Raw genomic sequence first — 22,935 nt, 5'->3', positions numbered from 1 at the left:
CGCTGCGGATCAGAACTTTCCAACAATGTTCAGGAAGATCCCCTTGTCGTTGTAGGTGACATCCGCAAGGTCATCAGAGAAACGCCCCGCATTATACCCCACGCCGACCTTGAGGTTGTTGCCAAAGTGACGGTACGCCGCGCCAAGCAGGCCATATTGCGTGCCCACATCTTCAGATGTCAGTTGACGGGCCTCCAGCAGGAAATCCCACTTGTGCACAGCGTGATAGCGCAGGTTCACCACACCAAGTGCCGCGTTGTTCGACACAAACCCGGTGCCGATGTCCTGATCGGAAAAACGCCCGCCCAGCTTACCGCCCAGCGTCCATTGCTGGTTCAGATCATACGAAGCATCGACACTGAAGATATGCGCCTTTTGCCGGGGGGTGGTGAGGAAATTGCTGCCAACAGGCGCAGTGACGCCTGCCCGCTCTGTCATGTCATAAATGTACTGGTACTTTGCCAAGACATTCAGGCGGTCGTTCTCCACCGGGCGAAAGGCATAGCCAAAGGTCAGTTCGGCATACTCCGCGTCCGGAATGGATGCCGTCGCGTTTTCGGATTTCACCCCTTCGACAGCAAACAGAAAACGCGCTGCGTCACTCAGGTTGTATCGCGCGGCGAACGACCCCGCGATCGTGTCAGCATCCTGATTGTTGCCAGAGGTCAAACCTTCGTCCCGGCGGTATTCCAGTCGGCCGCGCCACGTAAGGATCTCGTCCTCGTAGCCAGCCCCAAACGAAAGCGCGTATCGGTCAAAATCGGTATTCGTGACCGGGTCGCGCACGCGGCCCACCTCCAGCGCGGAATCGAAACTTAAACGTTCCGTAATGTCATAAAGCGCACCATAGGTGCTGGTTAGCGATTTGCGTTCCCCAAACAGGTCATAGCTGTTCTCCCCTGTAAAGGTCAGGCGGTCGTTGATCCGACGGGTCGCGCCTGCCACAAAACGCCCCTTGTCCCGCCCGGTCAGCGCAAGGCCATCCAGCTCGCGATTGGGGTCAAGCGTATACCCGAAATAGGTCGTGTTGCCGAGGTCGTCCGCATAACTGAGCCGGGCCTGACCGCCGAGCCCCAGTGAGCCTTCGGATACCTCCACCAAAGCGGTCCAGTTGTCTGCAAAGTCGAATTCCGCGCCCACGCCCACGCGGTTGTTCCGTGACAGACCGCCCGACCGCTCCACCGTTGCCTGCGCAAACCCATACGAACGGAACGTGGGGTTCTGTTCGATATCGACACGTACCGCCACATCCGTTCTGCTGCCGGTATCCGCCGTCACACCGGGGCGCACTTCATCGACGTGCTCGATCCCGAAACTCAGATCGACGCGGGTGGAATAATGATAGGTCACGGCAAGCGAACCTTCGGCAATCTCCCGCCCGGCGGAATCCTCGAAATAATCGTAATCCGCCCGAACGGACCACAACTCCGTCACCTCCGCCTCGACAAAGAAGCCGTATAGCTTTTCGTCGTTGGCGCTTCGGTAGCTGAGGGTGGAAAATCCCGCACTGCGGTCTTCGAAATATCCACCGATCAGGCCAGGCGTCGCAAGCCCGAGTTCCTGCAAATCCGCCTGTCCTTCCAGGCGGTACGCCCGCCCGTCTCCGGCGATACCTGCATCGATACCCCCTGTCAGGCCCCCATCAACCGAGAAGTTCTGACTGAGGCCGGTGCCATCGGTACGCGCGACCTCAAAGGAAAAGAAAGTCCGCTCGGAAGGTTGATAGAGAACATCCGCACCGTAGGCCGTTTGATCCGTGGTGCCCAGATCCTCGCGCTGGGCCGTCACACCCAGACGCCAATGATCATCCACCCAGACCTGCACGCGGCCACCGTAGGAAAAACTGTCCACGTTGGAGACGGTCGGCGTATGTTCATAGGTCGCCACAAGGAACGCGGCATTGTCACCCGATGGGTTGCCGGTGATGATATCGCCATCCGATGCCGTCCCGGAAAGCGGCGCGCGCAGGGTGATCAAACCCTGAACGTAGTTGATGTCATAATCGATCCCGTATTGCAGGGTCCGGCGTGAAATGATCCGGCCGGTATCAGGGTCCTGAATTTCGACCTGGATGGTTTCCGATCCGCGTGAGATGTCCTGAAAGCGCAGGAAATAGACCGACCCGCCCGTGCCGCGGAAAATGTCACGCTGCGGCAGGGTGTCTGGCTGTGCCGCATAAACCTGCGCTTCTACGCGCGCTTGTCCGTTGGACGTCTGTGCGGGGCTGCGATAGACGGCCTGCCCGCCGTAAAGCGTGCGTTCGTTGCGCAAATATTCGGTGCCTTGAATTTCGGACTTGAAGGTGCCCCAGACGACATGGCTGTCATCCCGTTCCAACCGGACATAGAGCTTCCCGGCGGTGGGCGCATCATTGATCGAGGTGCTGTCGTCCCCGTAGACAGGATAGAATTCGTCCGGGTCGATCCGGTCGATCAGGCTGCGGGGGTTCTTTTCGTCAAGATTGCTCAGCAGGTTGTCCAGATCGTCTTCGCCCGTATCCAGTGCCGCAGTCAGCAAGACATCGCCCCTGATCTTGCCCTTGAGGTAGAACGCCACGCGCCCCCGCTGATAGGTCTCGTCGTAAGGCTCTCCGGTGGCATCAAGCAGCTCATTTTCCAGCGACCGTCCCAGTGTGACGTCGATCAGCCCGATGTAGAACAGGTCATGCGCCGGGATTGTGATATCGCGCGCAAGGCTTTGCCCGCCTGCAACATCCACATTCACCAGATGATCGCCCGTGGGCAGGATGCGTTGCAGCACAAACCGTCCATCATCGTCCGCCCGAACCCGTTCACCTAGCGTGTTGACCACCTGCCCGCCGCGCAGGCTGCGACCGGAAACCGTGACCGCGCCACCGGAAATCGGAATACGGCGCGTGGCAGCAGTATCGATGCCCTCTTCGACCAGATCACCTTCCTGCACCGGGATGGTGGGCGCACCGCGCCCCATCAGGTCGTTCAGTTCCAGCGGTTGGGTCTCATCGTAGCGCCCGCGTGCGTCATAGACGCGGTAGCTGTAGTATCGCGTGCTGCCCGCGTCAGGCGCCGGCACCGTGACTTCGCCATTGGGGGCAAGCGGCAGCGTGCCCACCACGCGGCCCCTGCCCCGATTGTCCACCTCGATCACGCGGATCTCTCCACGGGTGACAAACGCCGGATAGTTCATCTGGCTGACAAGCCGCACGGGATCACCCGGCCGCTGTCTACGAGGACCAACCGCGCCAAGCGCCAGACGCGGCTGCACATCCAACCCGTCGAACTGCACAGCAACTTCCGCCTCCGCCAGCGCGATATCCTGCCGCCGTTTGACCGATGCGCGACGGGGCGGACCATCTGTGATCGTCCCGTCCTGCGCGACGGGGGCACCGTCAACTGTGATATCAAAGCCGTCGATGGCCAGATCGGGGAAGGTATCGGATACCCCGGTGTTGGGCGCGGCGGGCATGGTCACTGCAATATCACCGGTGCATGCCACCCCACCCGGAACGCAGTCCTGCGCATGGACAATTCCGGGCAGTCCGATCACAGCCGTTGAAGCCAGCAAGGTCTTCAGTCGACAGGTAGAAGTCTTGGCCATCGTTACTCTCCCTATCGCCGCCGCACGATCGTCTTCTCGATCGTCAGCTTGTAGGTTCCTGATCCGCGCCACTCCTGCCGCAGTAGCTTTTCAATCGCGCGCATGCGTGCACGCCCCAATTTCACCTCATCCGCGCCCCCGGCCACATACGCCAGCCGCACGACGGACGGCTCCTTGCGCAGCACATCCGCAAGGTTCTTTACGGCGTCACGCAACTTGGCCGAAGGTTCTGCGCCCTGCGCAAAGGCCTTGCCGGACAGGTTGATGTCGATCACCCGCCCCAGGGCCGCGCCAAAGTTCATCTTGGCGAACTTGCCCGCCGTCAGGCGGACAACGCGGGGGTTCTCTGTGGTCAGGCGATACCCCGACGGCAGGCTGCGTTCATCCACCTTGAGGATGAAATTGCTGCCTTCCTTGGCGGGCAGTTCCGCGCAAGGCACGTGGAAGCGCCCGAATGCGTCCGTCGTGATTAAAGTGCCGTTCACCGTGGCCACGCGCACGCCCGGCAGGCCCGGTTCATCCTGCGGGCCCGCCGCCTTGGCGGCCTTTCCCTTGCCCCCTGCATATGTCTGATCGGTGATGCCCCGCGATGGGCCGTCCTGATACCCGTCGCGATTGCGGTCATCAAAAACCTTCCCGATCACGTCGGAACAATCGAATACATGCTCCGGTACGCGCCTTACCGTGGCGGTTGCGGTATTGGATATCTGTGTGCCGCTCGATGACAGCGCAAAGGTCCGGTTGATCAACTCGCCCGTCGGCGCGTTCGGTCCGACACGGGCGGAAAAGGCGATTACCGTCCGGGTGCCGGGGGCCATATCCTCGTTCGGCCAGGACAGGCGCAGGCCCGCCTGCGTCGGCGCCAGCACCACCGCTGCACCACCTGCCCGCGCAATGGTGGCACTGCCCGGCACGAAAGACATGCCCACAGGCAGGATATCGGTAAAGGTCGCATTGCGCAGCGGCGGCGCCGCGCCCGCCAGATCATAAGTCAGCTGATACGTGACCAAATCGCCAAGACGCACGTCGCTGCGACCGATCACGGCCTTGGTCGCGACCAGATCACCCGTCACCGCGCAGGCGCGGAACGGGATGTTGTTGGAAAAGACCGCCGGATCACCTGCTTCGATCACGAAGGCGGTATAGAACGCCGGATTTGCGGCTGCGCTGAAATCGGCAAGCGTGCCGGTGGCCCCGAATTCGGACGACCCCAGAATGCGTGGATTGGTCACGGTCGTGCCCGTCAGCACATCAACAAGGTTGGTCACATCGACGGGCGCATTTGTCGCGGTGATCGTGGTCGACGGCGTCGAGGCGGGCGGTTGCGCATAGCTCAACGCATAGGTCCCGGCACGGCTGACGAAGAACTGGTATTCCCCGCTGGACCCGTCACGCAGGATCGTGATTGGCCCGGATACACCCACGCCTGTCTGGGTAAACCCGTTACCACTCACGGTGATCTGGCCGCCGCTCAGGATACGCCCATCTTCCTCGCAATAGAAATAACCGGTCGGGTCATAATCCTGCGCGTCCGGTGTGCCGTCGCCGTCGCGATCTGCCGTGTTTGATTCAGTGCCATCCGGTACCCCGTCACCATCGCCATCTACAGGGGCTGCCGTGACGCTGGCTGCTTCGGGATTGGGCAATTCCGCTGTGACGACCTGCGCGGTGTTCTGACCCGGCGCGGGGAACCCGACAGAGGCATCATAGGTGGTGACAACCCGTATGGTCGCGGTAGAGCCGGGAGCAAGCGTTGCACCTGATGCCAACAATTGCTGATCACTGACACCATCAAAGCCAGCGTTGGCAGCGCCCGTCGTCAGGCCGATTGCGCTGACTGTTGTCGGGAAATCCACGGAAAGGATCGTCGCGGGTGCGGCAAAGGCGGCCAGATCATCCGTGACGCCGATATCGCTCAGCGTGGTGTTGCCATCGTTCTCGATCTCGATGTCAAAGCTCACTTCGAACACCCGCGGGAACAGGGCCCGCGTGTCGGCCAAGGTCTTGGCCGCCGTAAACGAAGGGCGCTGTTCCAGCGTCAGCACCGTCGGGTCCGAAGGTCCCGTGCCCGGCGCGTTTGGATCGTCGGACGCATCGGTCAGTATAGCCCCGCCGGGTGTTGATGCGTTGCCCAGCGCCGTGTTGGTCACACCGCCTGCATCCAAGTCTTCCTGCGCAACCAGATAGGTCGCCACAAATCGGGCAATCCCGTCTGGCAGCAGGCGGCTTGCATCTGACCCCGCGCTTGCCCCATCAAAGTCAGGGCCGCTGGTCAACGACAATACCGTGCCATCATTGCGCGTCAGCGTGTCCGCAACGCTGTAACTGCCAAGCGAGACATTGCCGGTATTTTCAACCTCGATGAGATAGCTGACGATTTCACCTACATCCGTCGCAGCAGTCACCACAGATTTGCGTAGTTCCAACCCGGGCGCGGGAGCGATCAACATCTCTGTCGGGTCGTCGGTGAGGTTACCATCGGTGTCGTCGCCGTTGTCCGCCACGTCCCGCACGGGGACATTGAAAATGTCCGTTGCATCGACGGTTGCGACGTTGCGAATGCCGCCCGCATCCACATCATCCTGCGTCAGCGTATAGGTGACGCGGTAAAGCCAGCTTTCGCTCAGGTTCAACCGATCGTCGGAATTGGCATCCCCCGAGACAAAGGTTGCCCCGGTCGTCGGCGTCAACGCCGTTCCATCAAGGCGCGTCAGTTGATCCGTGATCGCGAAATTCGCCAGGTCGACATTGCCCAGATTGCGAAGTGTAATGTCGAATACGACCACGTCCCCGGTAACGGTTCCCGGCGTGCTGACAACCTTGGTCGCCTCGATTTCCGGACCCGGCGTAATCGACAGCACGGTGGGGTCGTCGTTTGTATTTCCGTCCCCATCGTCGCCATTGTCTGCCCGATCCGTAACCGGTGCGCCGGACGGATCGGTGGCCGCGACATCAACGACGTTGCTGATCCCACCTGCGTTCACATCGTCCTGAACAAGGGTATAAGCGCCCGTAAAGGTCCAGGTCTCATCAACATCAAGTGCATTGTCGCTGTCGCTGTCCCCGCCAGCAAAGCTGAGCCCCGGCAGATCCAGCGCCAGCACATCACCGTTGGCACGGGTCAGCGTGTCAGTCGGTGTCACGTTGTCGAGCGTCACGTTCCCAGTGTTTTCGATCGTAACCGAATAAGTCACCACCGATCCTGCAGTCGTGCCGGAATTCATACCGGTCTTGGTGGCTTCAAGGCTGCCCGCCGCCGCCGGACCTGCGGTCGTGACTTGCCCTGTGCCTGTGACAGCATTGCTTGCAGGGTCAAGGCCGGTGGCCGTCGCGGTGTTGGTGATGCTGCTGATGTCCACATCCGCCTGCGTCACGGTATAGGGCGTGGAACAATCGCTGTTGGTCTGCTGCGGCAGAATTTGCGCGATGGCGCAGGAGTATCCCGGCACGCGCGGATCGGTGACTTCAACGTCACGCAGGGTGACATTGCCGGTATTTTCTACTGCGAAGGCATAGACAATCGTGCTGCCTACCGCGCCGAAAGGTGCGGGGCTCGCGGTCTTGACAAGGGATATCCCGGTGCGTGGCGCAGGCATCGGGGTGACCAGCTGCACCGTATCATCAACAATCCCGCCCGTTGGGTCAGAGCCGCTGACAGCTGCATCATTGATCACGGAACCTGCATCGATGTCCGCCTGCGTCAGGGTGTAATCCGCTTGGCAGGTGGCATCGGTTGCGGCCACATCCAGTTGCGCGACCATGCAGGTCAGCGACAGACGCGGATCGGACACGGTCAGGTTACGCAATGTCTGGTTGCCCGCATTCTCCACCGACAGCGTGTAGCGCAGCACATCGCCTGCAATCAGCGTTTCGGTGGTCCGGCCACCCGGAAGTGCTGCGGATTTGTTCAACGTGACAGCGGGGTTCGCGGCGGCGTCTATCCTCAGGGTGACCGGGTCGGACACAACCGTGGTCCCGCCGCCGAAAGTGGTTTGAGCGAAGGCTTCATTGGTCACAAAACCTGCGTCGATGTCGGCCTGTGTGACGCGGTAAGGTGCGCTGCAGGTCGCGACCTCTCCGGCTTGGAAATCAGGGTCCGTGGCCGTTGGCGTAAAACATGTCAGGGTGCCAATTTGATCATCCGTTACCGTGACAGGCTGCACAAAGGCGCGCTGACCGCTGTTGGTGACCTCGAATGCGTAGGTCAGCACATCATCGACCATGGCAAAGCTGGTGTCCGGGCTGGACTTTGCAATGCTCAGTGCCGGGGTCGCGGTGAAGGGAACGCTTTCTGAGGTCTGCGGCGAACTGGTTGTGCCATCGCTCGCGGATGCAAGATTTGTCACCACACCCAGATCCACATCCGTGGAGGTCACCAGATAGGTGCCGACGCAGGCATAGGTCTGACCAGGATCAAGTGTGCCGGGCCAAGCATCGCACGTCAGATCGGCAGGCGCGATCAGGTTGTCGCTGACGGAAATCGCATCAGTGATCGTGACGTTCCCAGAGTTGGTGACGACAAAATCGTAGGTCGCGGTCGCGCCGACCACGAAGTCAGCCGGGGCAAGCGTGCGTGCCGTCTTTGTTGTTTCCAATGCAGGCGACTGGATTGCAGGCGTGGTGATGGCAGAGGGATCAGAGGTCGTCGTGCCATCGGTCGCCGTGGCGGAATTATCGACCTGACCGTTGTTCAAATCGGCTTGGACGACTGAATAGCTGCCCGTGCAGGTCAGGCTGGCGCCGGGCGCCAGCGGAACGGCACCACAGGTGATTGTACCACCTGCATCGGTGATCAGAGGGTCGGTGATCGTGACGGCATCGATGATCGTCACATTGCCCGTATTGGTAACGTCAAAGCTGTAATCCAGTCTGTCACCAACCGTGTCAAAGCTCGCGGCGATGCTGCTGTCTGCCTTGACCACTGCAACCAGTGATTTGACGACGCTCAACCCGGGTGCCGCATCAATGATCAGCCGGGTCGGGTTATCATCTCCGTTACCGGGCACCCCGTCATCTGACACATCGTCTACAGGTGCGCCGACCGGCGGCGTGCCGGTCACTGTTGCCGTGTTGGTGATGCCGCCTGCATCCACGTCGTCCTGCGTCAGAACATAGGACGCTCTGTAGGTTGCCGTCTCCCCTGAACGCAAGGTCCCGGCGGCGGATCCCTGATCGGCAGAGACAAGTCCAACCGCATTGGTCAGGGCCAGAACCGTTCCATCATTTCGGGTCAGCGTATCCGCGATGTTCACACCGCTCAGCGTCACGTTGCCGGTGTTCTGTGCGGCGATCTGGAAGATCACCGTTTCACCAACGGCACTGGTGCTTGAGGTGATCGTCTTGATCGCTTCAATGCCCGGTGCAGGCGCAACGCCAACTGTTGTACTGTCCGTCGCAGGGGTCACCGGATCACCGCCGGGCGTATTCCCACTAACGGAAACGGCATTGTCGACCTGACCTGCGTCAATTTCTGCCTGCGTGACGGGGATCGACGTACAGGTGTAGATCCAGTTCTCGGTCGGGTTCAGCGCGCTGTCACTGTTGGCATCGCCACTTTGAAGGGCGGGTGCCGCGGCACACTTGGCGTCGCTGACGACAATGGAAGAGATCGAGACATTACCGTCATTCGACAGGCTGAACCTGTAGTCAAGCGTATCGCCGACCTGCTGCGGCGTGGCAGTCGTTGTCTTCTCGACTGAGAAAGCGGCGGCGGCGGCCAGCGGCGTTCTGTTTGTTGCCGTCGCGGTCGGGGCCGTCTGCCCTCCCGGCCCTTGCGCATCGACGCTGGCGCTGTTCAACACTGCGCCCGCGTCCACCTCGGCCTGCGTGACCGGGATGGAGGTACAGCGATATATCCATGTTTCCGTCGGGTTCAGCGCGTTGTCGCTGTTGGTATCCCCCGACGACAGCGTTGCGGGCGCTGCGCACTTGGCGTCTGTGACAGCCACGTTTTGCAGCGACGTGTTGCCGCTGTTTGTCACGGTGAAATCATAGTCCAGCGTATCCCCGGCCGCCGCGGGAGCAGATGCGCTTGCCTTGCTCAACGCCAGTGCCGGGTTTGCGTTCACCGCCGTGGTGTTGCTGGCGGGTGCATTCGCCAAAGTACCGCTGGTCGGAGTGCCGCTCGCACTGGCGCTGTTGGTGACTTCGCCCGCGTCAATCTCGGATTGGGTGACCGGGATCGACGTACACTGGTACTGCCAGCTTTCATTGGGGGCCAGGATCCCGTCCGCACCGGCATCGGTGCTTGCAACCAGGGCAGGTGCCGCCGCGCACTTTGGGTCGGTTACCGAAACCGCGGAGATGGATACATTCCCGGTATTGCTCAGCGCAAAGACATAGTTCAGCGTATCGCCTGCGGCCGTCGGCGTGCTGGCAGTGGTTTTGCCCAAGGTCCACATCGGCATGGAATCAATGGCCGTGCTGAGCGTGTCGGTCGCGGGGCTCACGGGCGCGCCGCTTGGATCGTTGGCGCTTATACTGACCGAGTTGTTGACCGATCCCGCATCCAGCTCTGCCTGGGTCACGGGAATGGATGTGCAGGCGAAAACCCAGGTCTCTGATGGCTCCAAAGCCCCGTTGGAATTCGCATCCCCGCTTTGCAGTGCTGCGCTTGAGCCGCACTTGGCGTCATTCGCGATCAAGTTCGAAAGGGAGACATTCCCGTCGTTCTCGACGGTAAAAGCGTAATCAAGCCGATCACCCGCTGCCGCAGGCAGTGACGTGGTTGCCTTGGTCACGCTGAAAGCAGCAGCGGCTGTCACCGGCGTATTCACTGTATCGGTTGCCGGCGTAATCGGATCACCGCCGGGCGTCGTGCCGGGGACAGTGACGGTGTTACGCACGTTTCCGGCGTTGATCTCGGCCTGTGTCACCGCGATCGACGTACAGGTGTAAGTCCAGTTTTCGGTGGGGTTTACGGCGCCGTCGCTGTTTGCATCGCCACCGGTCAGCACCGGTGCGGCCGCGCACTTGGCGTCGCTGAGCGTGCCCGGCGTGATCGAGACATTGCCGCCGTTGCTCAGAACAAAGGTGTAGTCCAGCGACTGTCCAGCCGCCGTCGGGGTCGAGGTTGTGGATTTTGCAACCGTCAGGCTGCCGCTTGCTGCAACGGGTGTGCTGCTGCTGGCTGTCACATCAGTGAGGGTCCCGCCGACGGGTGTCCCGGACACCGTGGCCGTGTTGTCGATCTGACCTGCATCAATTTCGGCTTGAGTGACGGCAACTGACGTACAGATGAAGCGCCATGTTTCCCCCACATCAAGGCTGTTGTCGTTGTCCAGATCACCCGCCTGAAGTGTCGGGGCCGATGCACATTTGGCGTCCGTCACCCCCAAACCCGATATGGCCACGTTTCCCGTATTCTCCACGAAGAAGCGGTAGTCTAACGTGTCCCCGGCCGCCGTGGGTGTCGAAGATGTCTCCTTGCGCGCGGTAAAGGCGGGGCTCGGCATGAAGCTGACGGTAGCCGTGTCTCCAGTGACTGGACCCAGCGTCCCGCTGCGTGGCGTTGCCGTGGCGCTTGCGGTGTTCGCAACAGCGGTTGCAGGATCACCTGCCGTTGCCGCGTTGTCGATGTCTATCTGGCTGAGCGTGTATGTCGCCGTCACGGTGGCTACGCCATCGGGTGCCAGCGTGTCCACCCGCCCGTCGGTGTTGCCGTCAGGGCCGGATGTGACAGTGAAAGCGGACAGCGCGCCGGTCGCCGCGACCCCGCCAAAGGTCGGCCCGGTATCAACCGCAGTCACGTCGTCAAGCGTCACTTCACCGGTGTTCGTCAACGTGAAGGTATAAGTAATCGTGTCCCCCGGCGCGGGGTTGCCCAGATCGGCAGGGCTGACCGCCTTTGTCACACTCAAGGCAGGTGGCAGGTTCAGCGTGACAGTCTCTGATACCTGCGGAGAGGAGACCGGGATATTCGCCCCGCCGGGGGCAAAGACAGTGTTGGCCACAGCAAAGTTGATGACTTCGCCCGCATCGATATCGGCTTGCGTGACCGTGTAGGGCTGCGGACAGGTGAAGGTCTGACCGTTCGAATTCGCCGGGGTCCCATCATAATCCGGATCAGGATCAAAGGTTGGATCACCACCGGTCGGGGACCAGCAGGCAAATGGCGTGCCGCCATTGATCTTGTCGTCGGTGATGGTGATCGGCTGATCCAGCGATGCGCCGCCGGTGTTCTGCACGGTGAAGGAATAGGTGATCTGATCGCCGGCTTCCATGAAACCACCGGGAAGGGGATCGGCCGTCTTGGTCAATGTCAGCGCGGGCGCAACGGTGGCGGGCACGGTGGCGGACGCGGGCGGCGAAGTCGACGTGCCATCGTTCGCCGTGGCGGTGTTTGTCACGGTACCCAGATTGATGTCGCCGGGTTGAATGACATAGCTGCCCATACAGGCAAGCGTTCCTGTCGGCGCAATGCCAGCTGCGGGAATGGCCGGGCAGCTGACAGGGTTCCGGTTGTCCATCACTGCCATCGTGGCCGTGGCAGGGATTGTCGTGTTGCCATCATTGGTGATGGTGTAGGTATAGGTGACCGTCTGGCCCGGCGCGAAAGATGCTGGTTCCACCGCGGTCTTGATCATGCTGATCTCTTGGCGCTGCGCTGCCGGCACGGTCACGGTGTCTGAAGGCGACGTGGTCGGACCCGAACTTGCCGTCGCCGTATTGGCAAAGCTGCCGGTGTTGATGTCTTCCTGTCCGACGCTGTATTGCCCGGTGCAGATGATCGAAGCACTTGGCGCCAACCCGCCACCCGGCAATGCAGGACAACTCGCGGGCCCATCCAACAGCGGATCATTGATGGTGATGGCTGTAGTAAGCGATACGTTACCGGTATTCGTGACCACAAAGTCATAAAGCAGCACGTCCGAGGTGCTGTCATAAGATGTCGGGGACGCCGCATTCAGGCGTTTGTCCAGCGTCAGCGCGGGGGCCGCGGCGATTGGGGTGCTGGTGGCACCCGTGGTCGGCGTCAAGGTGCCACCTGACGGCGTGCCGCTGACGCTGACGCTGTTGTCGACCTGACCTGCGTCCACCTCTGCCTGCGTCACCGGGACGGAGGTACAGACATATGTATGCGTCTCCCCGACATCGAGCGCGCCGTTGCCGTTCGGATCGCCCGCCGTAAGGCTTATGGCGGTGGCGCATTTCGCGTCGGTAAAGGTAATCCCGCTGATCGTGACATTGCCGTCGTTGCTCAACGCAAAGCTGTAGTTGAGCGTTTCTCCTGCCCGTGCGGGCGTGCTGGACGTGGATTTGATGACGGAGAATGCGGGCGCCTGCGTGACCGGGGTGACAAATGTGTCGGCAACCGGATCAACCGCATTCCCGTCTGCCCCCGTCCCCGTGACGGTGGCGGTGTTATCGACTGTTCCCGCGTCGATCTCGGCTTGCGTCACCGCGATGGAGGTACATTCGAAAACCCAGGTTTCCGACGGGTCGAGCGCACTGTCGCTGTTCGCGTCTCCCGACTGCAGCGTGGGCGCGGCGGCACATTTGGCGTCGGCAACGGCCACACCCGTGATCGTGGCATTGCCCGAATTGCCGACGTTGAAACGATAGGTGAGCGTTTGTCCTGCAGCGGCAGGCGTGTCGGCCGTGGATTTGGAGAGGGTAAAGCCGGAGTTACGGGTAATTGGTGTTGAGATGCCGCTTGTTGCGGGCGGCGGTGCTGGCCCGCTGGCGGTGGTCCCGGTGACATTGACATCGTTGTCGACCTGACCTGCGTCCACCTCGGCCTGCGTTACCGCAACGGAGGTGCAGGTGAACCGATGCGTTTCGTTCGGATCAAGTTCCGTATCGCCGTCGCTGTCGCCGCTTTGCAGGGTGATGGGCCCCGCACATTTTGCGTCAACAGGCGCAAGAGAGCGAATGGAGACATTGCCATCGTTCCGCACCGCGAAGGTATAATCCAGCGTGTCCCCCGCCGCCGAAGGTGTGCTGCTTGTGGCCTTCTGGACTGAAAACGCAGCAGACTGCTGGGCGGTATTCGTCGCCGTGTCCGTCGCGCTGCGGGTGGTGTTTGTCGGATCGGTTGAGGTGACGGTCGCCGTATTTACAATGCTGCCTGCATCCATGTCCGCCTGGGTCACGGTATAGCTTGACTGGCAGTCCAGCACACCGTTGGGCGCCAGGCTTGCCTGGCTACAGCTCAGCCCGGGAATGCGCGGGTCAGTGACCACCACATTGCTCAGCGTGACGTCACCCGTGTTGCGTGCCACAAAGCGGTAATTGATCGTGTTGCCGGCCGCCGTGACGGTTGTGTTTTCCGGCGTCTTTTCCAGCGTGATACCGGGGTTTCGGCCGGGACCTGTCAAGGTTACCGTATCGCTCAACGTGCCGAGCTGACCAAATTCCGGGTCCCCCTCGGCCGTCGCAATATTGGTAATCACTTGGGCATCAAATTCTTCCTGGGTGACCTGATGACTGGCCTGACAGGTGGCCGTCTGACCGACGTTCAAGGATGTTGGCGTACAGGCCACGTTGCCCAACCGGTCGTCAGTGACACGCAGGTTGTCGATGCGGACCGAACCTACGTTGCGAATGTCGTAGGTATAGAAAATCGTCTCGCCGACGGCGGAAAAGCTGGTGATGTCGGGCCCGCTGAAGGAACCGGACCGCGCGCGTTTTTCCAGCGTGTAGGCCGGTGCAACGCGGGCCAGGCCCGGATTGGACAATCCGTTGCCAAGCCGGAAATTCCAGCGGTTGTCATTAGGATCATCGTCCAGAACCTGTGTGCGGATCGTTTCGGTGGTCAGGATGTCCTGCAACAGCGCGGCGTTCGTCGAAGAGAACCAGCCCGTATCAAAGGTATTCTGGCCAAAGCCAATCTGGCTCGAGATCAGCTGCGTCCCGCTGCGATTGGTGTTCTCCGTCGGCACGGTTGACCAATTGCCGATATTCACCCCGTTAATCAGGAGCGATATGTCGTTGAAGTCAAAACCTGCTGGGTGGGTATCACCATCAAGCGCAGTAAAGCGCACTTCCATCTTGACGATCTGGTTGCCAAAATACGCCGGGCAACTTTGCAAGCCACAATCAAGTGTCAGCGGGGTGTTGATCGTAAAGGGATTGCCGCGAAATGCAGGAGGCTGACCGGTATTCTGAAACCCGGTAAAGGCACCTCGCGGCTCAGAGAACTGGTAGTAGATATTGCCGTTGACCCCGTAGAGGATCATGGCAACGCCACCCGCTTCGGGATAGACAGAAGGCAGGGCGGTCCCATCGGGCGATACACGGGTGTTCGGGGTTGCGAATGCGGCCTGAGAGGTGATGAACAGCAGCAGCGAAACAAGAAAACAAAGAACTATTCTGACAGAATTTCGATACACCTGTACTGACATAACTCGCATGCTCTCCCCCGCCTCACGCAATCAACTGGCCAATTCCCCATCCCCTGCCTGCCCGCTTGTTTTGAGTTGTGCGTTGTATCCGCACCAAGCCTGCAAAGGTTCTTAACGTATCGTTGATCACGTCCATCATTGAAACGGGGAACTTTTGGTTGAATAAAACCTGCCCCTTGGTCGGCGGATTTCTGCCGGCACGCGAAGGCCATCAGCCAAAGAACGGGCAAACGGGCAAAAAATGGCCTGAATACGCTCAAGAAAATGGCTGTGCGCGCTGCCCTGAAACCGGAAGGGCTGTGCCCATCATCCCACGGCTGACAGGATCAGATCTTGCGCCTTACCTCAGCTTTGCCGCGTCCCGCGCCAATGCCGTGATGCCTTCCCAGTCCTGCGCCGCCACCAAATCGCCCGGCGCGACCCAACTGCCTCCCGCACAGATCACATTGGGAAGTGACAGGTAATCCAACGCATTGTCGGGCCCAACGCCCCCGGTCGGGCAAAAGCTGATTTGTGGCAATGGGCTGCTGAGGGACTTGAGAAACGGTGCACCGCCCGCCGCCTCTGCGGGGAAGAATTTCAGCATGTCATACCCCCGTGCAAGCAACGCCATCGCCTCTGACGCTGACGCCGCACCGGGAAGCATCGGCAGTTCCTGCTGTTCTGCCGCGTCCAGCAACACGTCCGTCGCACCGGGAGAGACACCAAAACGCGCACCCGCCACGATGGAGGATGTGACATCTGCCGGTGTGACAAGGGTACCAGCCCCCACGATCCCGCCGTCGACCTGCGCCATTTCCGCAATCACCTCCAGCGCGGCGGGGGTGCGCAAGGTCACCTCCAACACGGGTAGGCCACCGGCAACCAGTGCCTCTGCAAGGGGGCGCGCATGCGCGGGATCATGGACCACCAACACGGGAATGATCGGCGCCATCTCGCAAATTTCGCGGGTACGGCGGCTGGCATTGGCTGCGGTCAGCATCAGTATTCTCCTAAAGACTGCTTGCGCCGGTGTCGGCAGACCCGACATGCGCACGGAAATTGGCAAACATATCCCGCCCGACACCAAAGGCATTCGCGGTCAGATCGGCGGTGGCGGGCGCACGGTCCAACACGCCTTCGGTGACAATCTCGATTGCGCCGTTTTGGGCATCAACGCGCAAGATATCTCCATCTTGTAACCGGGCGATTGGCCCGGCATCGACCGCTTCGGGGCTGACGTGGATCGCGCTCAATACCTTGCCCGACGCACCTGACATCCGTCCATCGGTCACCAGCGCAACCTTCAGACCGCGGGCCTGAAGGTTGGCAAGAACCGGTGTCAGACTGTGCAGTTCCGGCATGCCGTTGGCCTTCGGTCCCTGGAAGCGCACGACGACGATCACATCATGTTCGAACTCTCCGGCCTGATAGGCGGCCTTGACGTCTTCCTGAGTATGGAAAACCCTGACGGGTGCTTCGATGACATGGTGTTCCTCCGCCACCGCAGAAATCTTGGTCACCGCATTGCCCAGCGTGCCCGACAACCGCTTCAACCCGCCCGTTGGCTGAAACGGGTCGCTGACCGGCCGCAGGATACGCTCGTTCTGGGTCTCGGACGCACCGCTTTCCCAACTCAGATCACCGTCTTTCAATTTTGGCTCTGTGGTGTACCGGTCCAGCCCGTCACCCAGCACCGTGCGCACATCTTCATGCAGCAGACCCGCGCGCAGCAATTCACCGATCATGAAGCCCAGCCCCCCCGCAGCGTGGAAATGGTTCACGTCAGCCAGACCGTTCGGATAAACCCGCGCCAGCAAGGGCGTAACATCAGCGATATCCGAGAAATCCTGCCAATCCAGGACAATGCCTCCCGCCCGCGCCATCGCGACAAGATGGATCAGCAGGTTGGTGGATCCGCCCGTGGCATTCAGCCCCACAATCCCGTTCACAAAAGCACGTTCATCCAGCACGTCGCACACCGGGGTATAGGCATTGCCCAGATGGCTGATCTCAAGCGCACGTTTGGCCCCCATCGTGGTCAGCGCATCGCGCAAAGGGGTGTTCGGATTTACAAAGCTCGCCCCTGGAAGATGCAGACCCATGAACTCCATCAGCATCTGGTTGGTGTTGGCCGTCCCATAGAACGTGCAGGTTCCCGGTCCGTGATACGCGGCCATCTCCGCCTGCATCAGCGCCGCGCGATCCACTTCTCCGGCGGCAAACTTCTGCCGGACGGCGGCTTTTTCGTCATTGGACAGTCCAGAGGTCATCGGGCCCGCAGGCAGGAAGACCGCAGGCAAATGTCCAAAGCTTTGTGCGGCGATAATCAGACCCGGCACGATCTTGTCGCACACACCCAGGTAAACCGTGCTGTCAAAAACATTGTGGCTCAGCGCGACGCCCGCAGCCAGCGCGATGACATCGCGGGAAAACAGGCTCAGGTCCATGGATGGTGTGCCTTGGGTCACCCCGTCACACATGGCCGGCACGCCGCCTGCCACCTGCGCCGTGCCTCCCGCATCACGCGCGGCGGCACGGATCAGATCGGGGAACCGCTCGAACGGCTGATGCGCCGACAGCATGTCATTATATGCCGTGACAATACCAAGGTTACCTGCCGATTTGGTAGCAAGCGCTTCCTGATCCTGTCCCGCCGCGGCATAGGCATGGGCCTGTCCGCTGCAAGACAGATGCGCCCGTGCGGGACCTTCCTCCGCCGCCGCACGCATCCGTTTCAAATGCTCACCCCGCGGGCCTTCGCTGCGCGCGATGATGCGATCGGTGACAAGGCGGATGGTGTCATGAAGCATGGCGCGTTCCTCTTTTCCGGATGGTTCGATGTGTTGTTAGCGCTAACAGCGCCTGTTGTCCAGTGATCCCCACACAGGTTTGACCCTGTTGGCCCCCGACGTCTGGGAATAGTCTTCCTTGGTTTGGTCTGACAGGCAAGCGGGGTCTTTAAATGCGAATTATTCGCAACTACCTTGACTGTTGCGAATAATTCGCATTTAGACAACGTATCGCAATATTATTGACGGAGGGACCAATACCCGTGTTACGCACCGCTCTGACTGGCCTCGCAGTTGCCTTGACCCTTGCCGCCCCGGCTTGGGCCGAGGAAAAGATGAAAGTCGTTACAACCTTCACCGTCATCGCCGACATGGCCGCCAATGTGGCAGGTGACGCGGCCGAAGTCGTTTCAGTGACCAAACCGGGGGCGGAAATCCACGGCTATGAACCCACGCCGCAAGACATCGTGCGCGCCATCGACGCCGATCTGATCCTCTGGAACGGGATGAACCTTGAGCTTTGGTTCGAACAATTCCTCGGCAATTTACGTGATGTGCCCTCGGCCACCATTTCGGATGGCATCGACCCGATCTCGATCTCCGGCGGCAGTTATGAAGGCAAACCCAACCCACACGCCTGGATGGGCCTTGATAACGCACTGATCTATATCGACAATATCGCCAAGGCTATGTCCGAACAGGATCCGGGCAATGCACAGGTCTATGCCAGCAATGCCGCGGCGTACAAGGATGAACTGCGCGCCACCATCGCTCCCCTGCGCGACGCCGTTGCGGCCATACCCGCCGATCAACGCTGGCTGGTTACCTGCGAAGGGGCCTTCAGCTATCTCGCCCGGGACTTCGGCCTGAAGGAGCTGTACCTCTGGCCGATGAACGCCGATCAGGTCGGCACGCCCCAACAGGTCCGCAGCGTCATCGACGGTGTCCGCAAGCATGACATTCCGGTGGTCTTTTGCGAAAGCACCGTAAACACCGCCCCGGCCAAGCAGGTAGCACGCGAAACCGGCGCGGCCTACGGTGGTGAGCTGTACGTCGACTCGCTGAGCGAAGCGGACGGGCCGGTCCCGACCTACCTTGATTTGCTGCGCGTGACCTCTGAAACCGTCGCTGCAGGGCTCGCAAGGGCCACAAACTAGTACAATACCGCCTGCGCCCTATCTTAAGGCGCAGGACAGCCGCACATGCGGCGAAGGGAAAAAGATGCCAAAAGACCAGATCACCGCAACCGACCCCCCGGCATCAGAGGCGGGCAAAGCGGGTCTTTGCGTGCGCGATGTCACCGTCACCTATCGCAATGGGCACACCGCGCTGTGGAATGCCAGTTTTGAAATACCCAAAGGCACGGTGACCGCACTGGTCGGCATCAACGGGGCAGGCAAATCCACCCTGTTCAAGGCGATCATGGGTTTTGTCCCTGCTGCACAGGGCAGCATTCGCATCCTGGGAATGGATGTACGCGCCGCGCTGGCGCGCAATCTGGTGGCCTATGTCCCTCAGTCAGAAGAGGTCGATTGGGCCTTTCCGGTGCTGGTCGAAGACGTGGTCATGATGGGCCGTTATGGCCATATGGGTTTTCTGCGTCGGCCCGGGACTGCCGATCACAAGGCTGTTGATGATGCATTGGCGCGGGTCAGCATGCAGGATTTCCGGCACCGCCAGATCGGAGAACTGTCCGGGGGTCAGCGCAAGCGGGTCTTCCTTGCGCGGGCACTGGCACAGGACGGTCAGGTGATCTTGCTGGACGAACCTTTCACCGGCGTCGACGTCAAGACGGAAGAACAGATCATCACCCTCCTGAAAGCATTGCGCGATGAAGGCAGGGTGATGCTTGTCTCCACGCACAACCTTGGCTCCGTGCCGGAATTCTGCGACCGCGCCGTGCTGGTCAAGGGCACCGTGCTGAGCCATGGCCCCACAGAGACGACCTTTACCCGCGAAAACCTCGAAGCAGCGTTCGGCGGTGTCCTGCGCCACTTTACTCTTGGCGGTGCGGATCTGCATGACGACGAAGACGGGCGCGAGGTCACGATCTTTACCGATGACGAACGGCCCTTCGTGCAATACGGCGAAAAGACCCAGCGCACGGAACGTGGTGATGATTGAAACGCTGCTTCAGCCCTTCGGCTACAGCTATATGATCAACGCGATGTGGGTCTCGGCCCTGGTGGGGTCCGTCTGCGCATTCCTTTCGTGTTACCTGATGCTGAAGGGCTGGTCGTTGATCGGTGATGCGCTGTCCCACTCCGTGGTGCCGGGTGTTGCCGGGGCCTACATGCTGGGCCTCCCCTTTGCGCTTGGGGCGTTCATCGCGGGCGGTCTGGCGGCGGGCGCCATGCTGTTTCTGTCAGAACGCTCTGGCCTCAAGATCGATGTGATCATCGGGCTGATATTCACGTCCTTTTTCGGGCTGGGCCTGTTCATCGTATCGGTCAACCCGATGTCCGTCTCCATCCAGACGATCACCATGGGCAACATCCTCGCCATCACACCCGAAGACACCCTGCAACTGGCGTTGATCGGCTTTGTCACGCTGGCCGTGCTGCTGACCAAATGGAAAGACCTTATGGTCACCTTCTTTGACGAAAACCATGCCCGCACCATCGGCTTGCGCCCCGAGGTGCTCAAGGCAGTGTTCTTCGTCCTGCTATCGGCCAGCGTGGTCGCGGCCATGCAGACGGTTGGCGCGTTTCTGGTCATCGCGATGGTCGTGACCCCGGGTGCCACGGCATATCTGCTGTGCGACCGGTTTGAGCGGCTGATCATCCTGTCTGTCAGCATCGGTGCCGTGACCAGCTTTCTGGGAGCCTACATCAGCTTCTTTCTCGATGGTGCCACGGGGGGCGTGATCGTCTGCCTGCAAACGCTGATCTTCCTGGCGGCCTTTGTCTTTGCGCCCACCCACGGCTTGCTGGCCGCGAAAGCCAAGGCGCGGGCGGCCCTTGCAAGTGGCCGGGATACGGAGGCCGGTTGATGGATCTCGACACCCTCACCCTGCCGTTCCGATTTGGGTTCATGCAGAACGCCTTTCTGATCTCGATGATCGTATCGGTGCCCTGCGCCTTGTTGTCCTGCTTTCTGGTGATGAAAGGCTGGGCATTGATGGGAGATGCCGTCAGCCACGCGGTACTGCCGGGGATCGTGCTGGCCTATATCCTTGGCCTGCCGCTCCTGGTGGGGGCTTTTGCGGCGGGCATGACCTGTGCGGTGGCAACGGGGTACCTTTCCGACAACAGCCGGATCAAGGAAGACACCGTGATGGGCGTTGTCTTTTCCGGCATGTTCGGTCTGGGGATCGTCCTTTATGTCTCGATCGAAACGAATGCCCACCTCGATCACATCCTGTTTGGCAACATGCTGGGCGTGGACGGTTCCGAACTTCTGACTGCAGGCGCCATTTCCGCCGTGGTGGCGGGCGTTCTGATCCTGAAATGGCGCGACTGGCTGTTGCATGCCTTCGATCCTGCCCAGGCGCAGGCGTCGGGGCTGGCGGTAAACTGGCTGCACTATGGGATGCTCGCGGCCTTGTCGCTGACGATTGTGGCCACCTTGAATGCCGCCGGATTGATCCTCGCAATCGGCTTGCTGATCGCACCGGGGGCCATTGCGTTTCTACTGGTGCGGACCTTTGCGCAGATGCTCTGGGTGGCCGTGATCGTCTGTATGCTCTCAATGCTGCTGGGCACCTACGCGAGCTTTTTTCTGGACAGCGCCCCCGCGCCGACGATTGTCTTGATCCTGACAGCGGTGTTTCTGGTGGCGTTCGTCCGACGGCAGCGGATGACAAAGCGGGCTTCGATACAGAAGACATAAGGCATGGTTAACCCCCACCCCGCCACGCGAAAGGCCGCAGCGGTGACGCTGCGGCCTTCTTTGTTCAGGTGCCTCAGGTGGGCCCCGTAGGTCGCGGCAAGCGCAACCTTAGTCAGTGATCTTCGACACGCTTTGCGATGCGCGTCTCGGGATCACTCCGTGATCTTCGACACGACACCCGCACCAACAGTCCGGCCGCCTTCGCGGATCGCAAAGCGCAGGCCCTGCTCCATCGCGATCGGCGCGATGAGCTCAACGCCGAAAGACACGTTGTCGCCCGGCATCACCATCTCGGTGCCCTCGGCCAGCTGAACCGTGCCGGTCACGTCCGTTGTGCGGAAGTAGAACTGCGGACGGTAGTTGGCGAAGAACGGCGTGTGACGGCCACCCTCTTCCTTGGTCAGGATATACGCCTCGGCTTCGAACTTGGTGTGCGGCGTCACGGAACCGGGCTTGCAAAGCACCTGCCCCCGCTCAACACCTTCACGGTCGATACCGCGCAAGAGCGCGCCGATGTTGTCGCCCGCTTCACCACGATCCAGCAGCTTGCGGAACATTTCCACGCCCGTGCAGGTGGTCTTGGCGGTGTCGCGGATGCCGACGATTTCGATCTCGTCGCCGACGTTGATCACGCCACGCTCCACACGACCGGTCACAACCGTACCACGGCCCGAGATGGAGAACACGTCTTCCACAGGCATCAGGAACGGCTGGTCCACGGCACGCGCAGGTGTCGGGATGTATTCATCAACGGCCGCCATCAACTCGCGGATCTTGTCTTCGCCGATCGCGTTGTCACGGCCTTCCATCGCCGCCAGCGCGGAGCCTGCGATGATCGGAATATCGTCGCCGGGATACTCGTAGGAGGACAGAAGCTCGCGGATTTCCATCTCGACTAGTTCCAGCAGTTCCTCGTCGTCGACCTGGTCCACCTTGTTCATGAACACGACCATGTAGGGGATGCCCACCTGGCGGCCCAGCAGGATGTGCTCGCGTGTCTGGGGCATCGGGCCGTCAGCCGCGTTCACCACCAGGATCGCGCCGTCCATCTGGGCGGCACCGGTGATCATGTTCTTGACGTAGTCGGCGTGGCCGGGGCAGTCGACGTGCGCATAGTGACGCGCGTCGGTCTCATACTCCACGTGCGCGGTGGAGATGGTGATGCCGCGGGCTTTTTCCTCAGGCGCGCCGTCGATCTGGTCGTACGCCTTGAAGTCACCGAAATACTTGGTGATCGCCGCCGTCAGCGTCGTCTTGCCGTGGTCAACGTGCCCAATCGTGCCGATGTTCACGTGCGGCTTGTTACGTTCAAACTTTTCCTTTGCCATGGTGTGGCTCCTTTATAATTCGTGTCGGTGCGCATGAATGCACACCCTACGGGCTGGTGTAGGGTGCGCCTTTCGGGCGCACCT

At 60.8% G+C, this 22,935-nt stretch carries 9 protein-coding genes; 4 read left to right on the top strand and 5 right to left on the bottom strand.

From position 1 onward, the window contains the following. Positions 1–9 precede the first annotated feature (9 nt). The 4 genes from AB4X18_RS11290 to edd form a co-directional block, all read right to left on the bottom strand. Positions 10–3,576, bottom strand: a complete 3,567-nt coding sequence (locus tag AB4X18_RS11290; RefSeq protein WP_370400173.1) for a hypothetical protein — start codon at positions 3,574–3,576, stop codon at positions 10–12. Between the two features lie 11 nt (positions 3,577–3,587). Continuing rightward, a complete protein-coding gene (locus AB4X18_RS11285; RefSeq protein WP_432816603.1) occupies positions 3,588–14,921 on the bottom strand; it encodes a DUF7507 domain-containing protein in 11,334 nt (3,777 codons plus the stop codon). Positions 14,922–15,261: 340 nt separating this feature from the next. Further along, positions 15,262–15,903: a bifunctional 4-hydroxy-2-oxoglutarate aldolase/2-dehydro-3-deoxy-phosphogluconate aldolase gene (gene eda / locus AB4X18_RS11280; protein WP_370400170.1), complete on the bottom strand. Its 642-nt coding sequence runs from the start codon at positions 15,901–15,903 to the stop codon at positions 15,262–15,264. 10 nt (positions 15,904–15,913) lie between these two features. Continuing rightward, complete coding sequence (gene edd / locus AB4X18_RS11275) at positions 15,914–17,713, bottom strand: phosphogluconate dehydratase (protein ID WP_370400169.1); 1,800 nt, start codon at positions 17,711–17,713, stop codon at positions 15,914–15,916. A gap of 257 nt (positions 17,714–17,970) precedes the next feature. On the opposite strand from edd, the gene AB4X18_RS11270 reads away from it, so the two are divergent. From AB4X18_RS11270 to AB4X18_RS11255, 4 genes are all read left to right on the top strand, one after another. Then, the gene (locus AB4X18_RS11270) at positions 17,971–18,849 is read left to right on the top strand and encodes a metal ABC transporter substrate-binding protein (protein WP_370402616.1); all 879 of its coding nucleotides are present in this window, start codon (positions 17,971–17,973) and stop codon (positions 18,847–18,849) included. A 64-nt stretch (positions 18,850–18,913) separates the two neighbouring features. Beyond that, positions 18,914–19,816 carry a manganese/iron ABC transporter ATP-binding protein gene (locus AB4X18_RS11265; protein WP_370400168.1) on the top strand — a complete coding sequence of 301 codons (903 nt, stop codon included), beginning with the start codon at positions 18,914–18,916 and terminating at the stop codon, positions 19,814–19,816. Further along, positions 19,809–20,684 (top strand): metal ABC transporter permease, encoded by an 876-nt coding sequence (locus tag AB4X18_RS11260; protein WP_370400167.1) that lies wholly within the window; start codon positions 19,809–19,811, stop codon positions 20,682–20,684. The genes AB4X18_RS11265 and AB4X18_RS11260 overlap by 8 nt, the downstream gene beginning before the upstream one ends. After that, positions 20,684–21,523 (top strand): metal ABC transporter permease, encoded by an 840-nt coding sequence (locus tag AB4X18_RS11255; RefSeq protein WP_370400166.1) that lies wholly within the window; start codon positions 20,684–20,686, stop codon positions 21,521–21,523. The genes AB4X18_RS11260 and AB4X18_RS11255 overlap by 1 nt, the downstream gene beginning before the upstream one ends. A gap of 152 nt (positions 21,524–21,675) precedes the next feature. Here AB4X18_RS11255 and tuf read toward each other — a convergent pair whose 3' ends face one another. Then, positions 21,676–22,851, bottom strand: a complete 1,176-nt coding sequence (gene tuf, locus AB4X18_RS11250; protein WP_370400144.1) for an elongation factor Tu — start codon at positions 22,849–22,851, stop codon at positions 21,676–21,678. Positions 22,852–22,935 lie beyond the last annotated feature (84 nt).

Origin of the sequence: Sulfitobacter rhodophyticola (assembly GCF_041281685.2) — a bacterium.
Lineage (GTDB): Bacteria > Pseudomonadota > Alphaproteobacteria > Rhodobacterales > Rhodobacteraceae > Sulfitobacter.
Note: the sequence above shows the minus strand (reverse complement) of the source record. Positions and strands in the feature narration are given on the sequence as shown.

Excerpts from the sequence above, each read along its gene's own strand:
- AB4X18_RS11290 (WP_370400173.1), bottom strand. The coding sequence starts at position 3,576 with ATGGCCAAGACTTCTACCTGTCGACTGAAGACCTTGCTGGCTTCAACG.
- AB4X18_RS11285 (WP_432816603.1), bottom strand. The coding sequence starts at position 14,921 with ATGTCAGTACAGGTGTATCGAAATTCTGTCAGAATAGTTCTTTGTTTT.
- eda (WP_370400170.1), bottom strand. The coding sequence starts at position 15,903 with ATGCTGACCGCAGCCAATGCCAGCCGCCGTACCCGCGAAATTTGCGAG.
- edd (WP_370400169.1), bottom strand. The coding sequence starts at position 17,713 with ATGCTTCATGACACCATCCGCCTTGTCACCGATCGCATCATCGCGCGC.
- AB4X18_RS11265 (WP_370400168.1), top strand. The coding sequence starts at position 18,914 with ATGCCAAAAGACCAGATCACCGCAACCGACCCCCCGGCATCAGAGGCG.
- AB4X18_RS11260 (WP_370400167.1), top strand. The coding sequence starts at position 19,809 with ATGATTGAAACGCTGCTTCAGCCCTTCGGCTACAGCTATATGATCAAC.
- AB4X18_RS11255 (WP_370400166.1), top strand. The coding sequence starts at position 20,684 with ATGGATCTCGACACCCTCACCCTGCCGTTCCGATTTGGGTTCATGCAG.
- tuf (WP_370400144.1), bottom strand. The coding sequence starts at position 22,851 with ATGGCAAAGGAAAAGTTTGAACGTAACAAGCCGCACGTGAACATCGGC.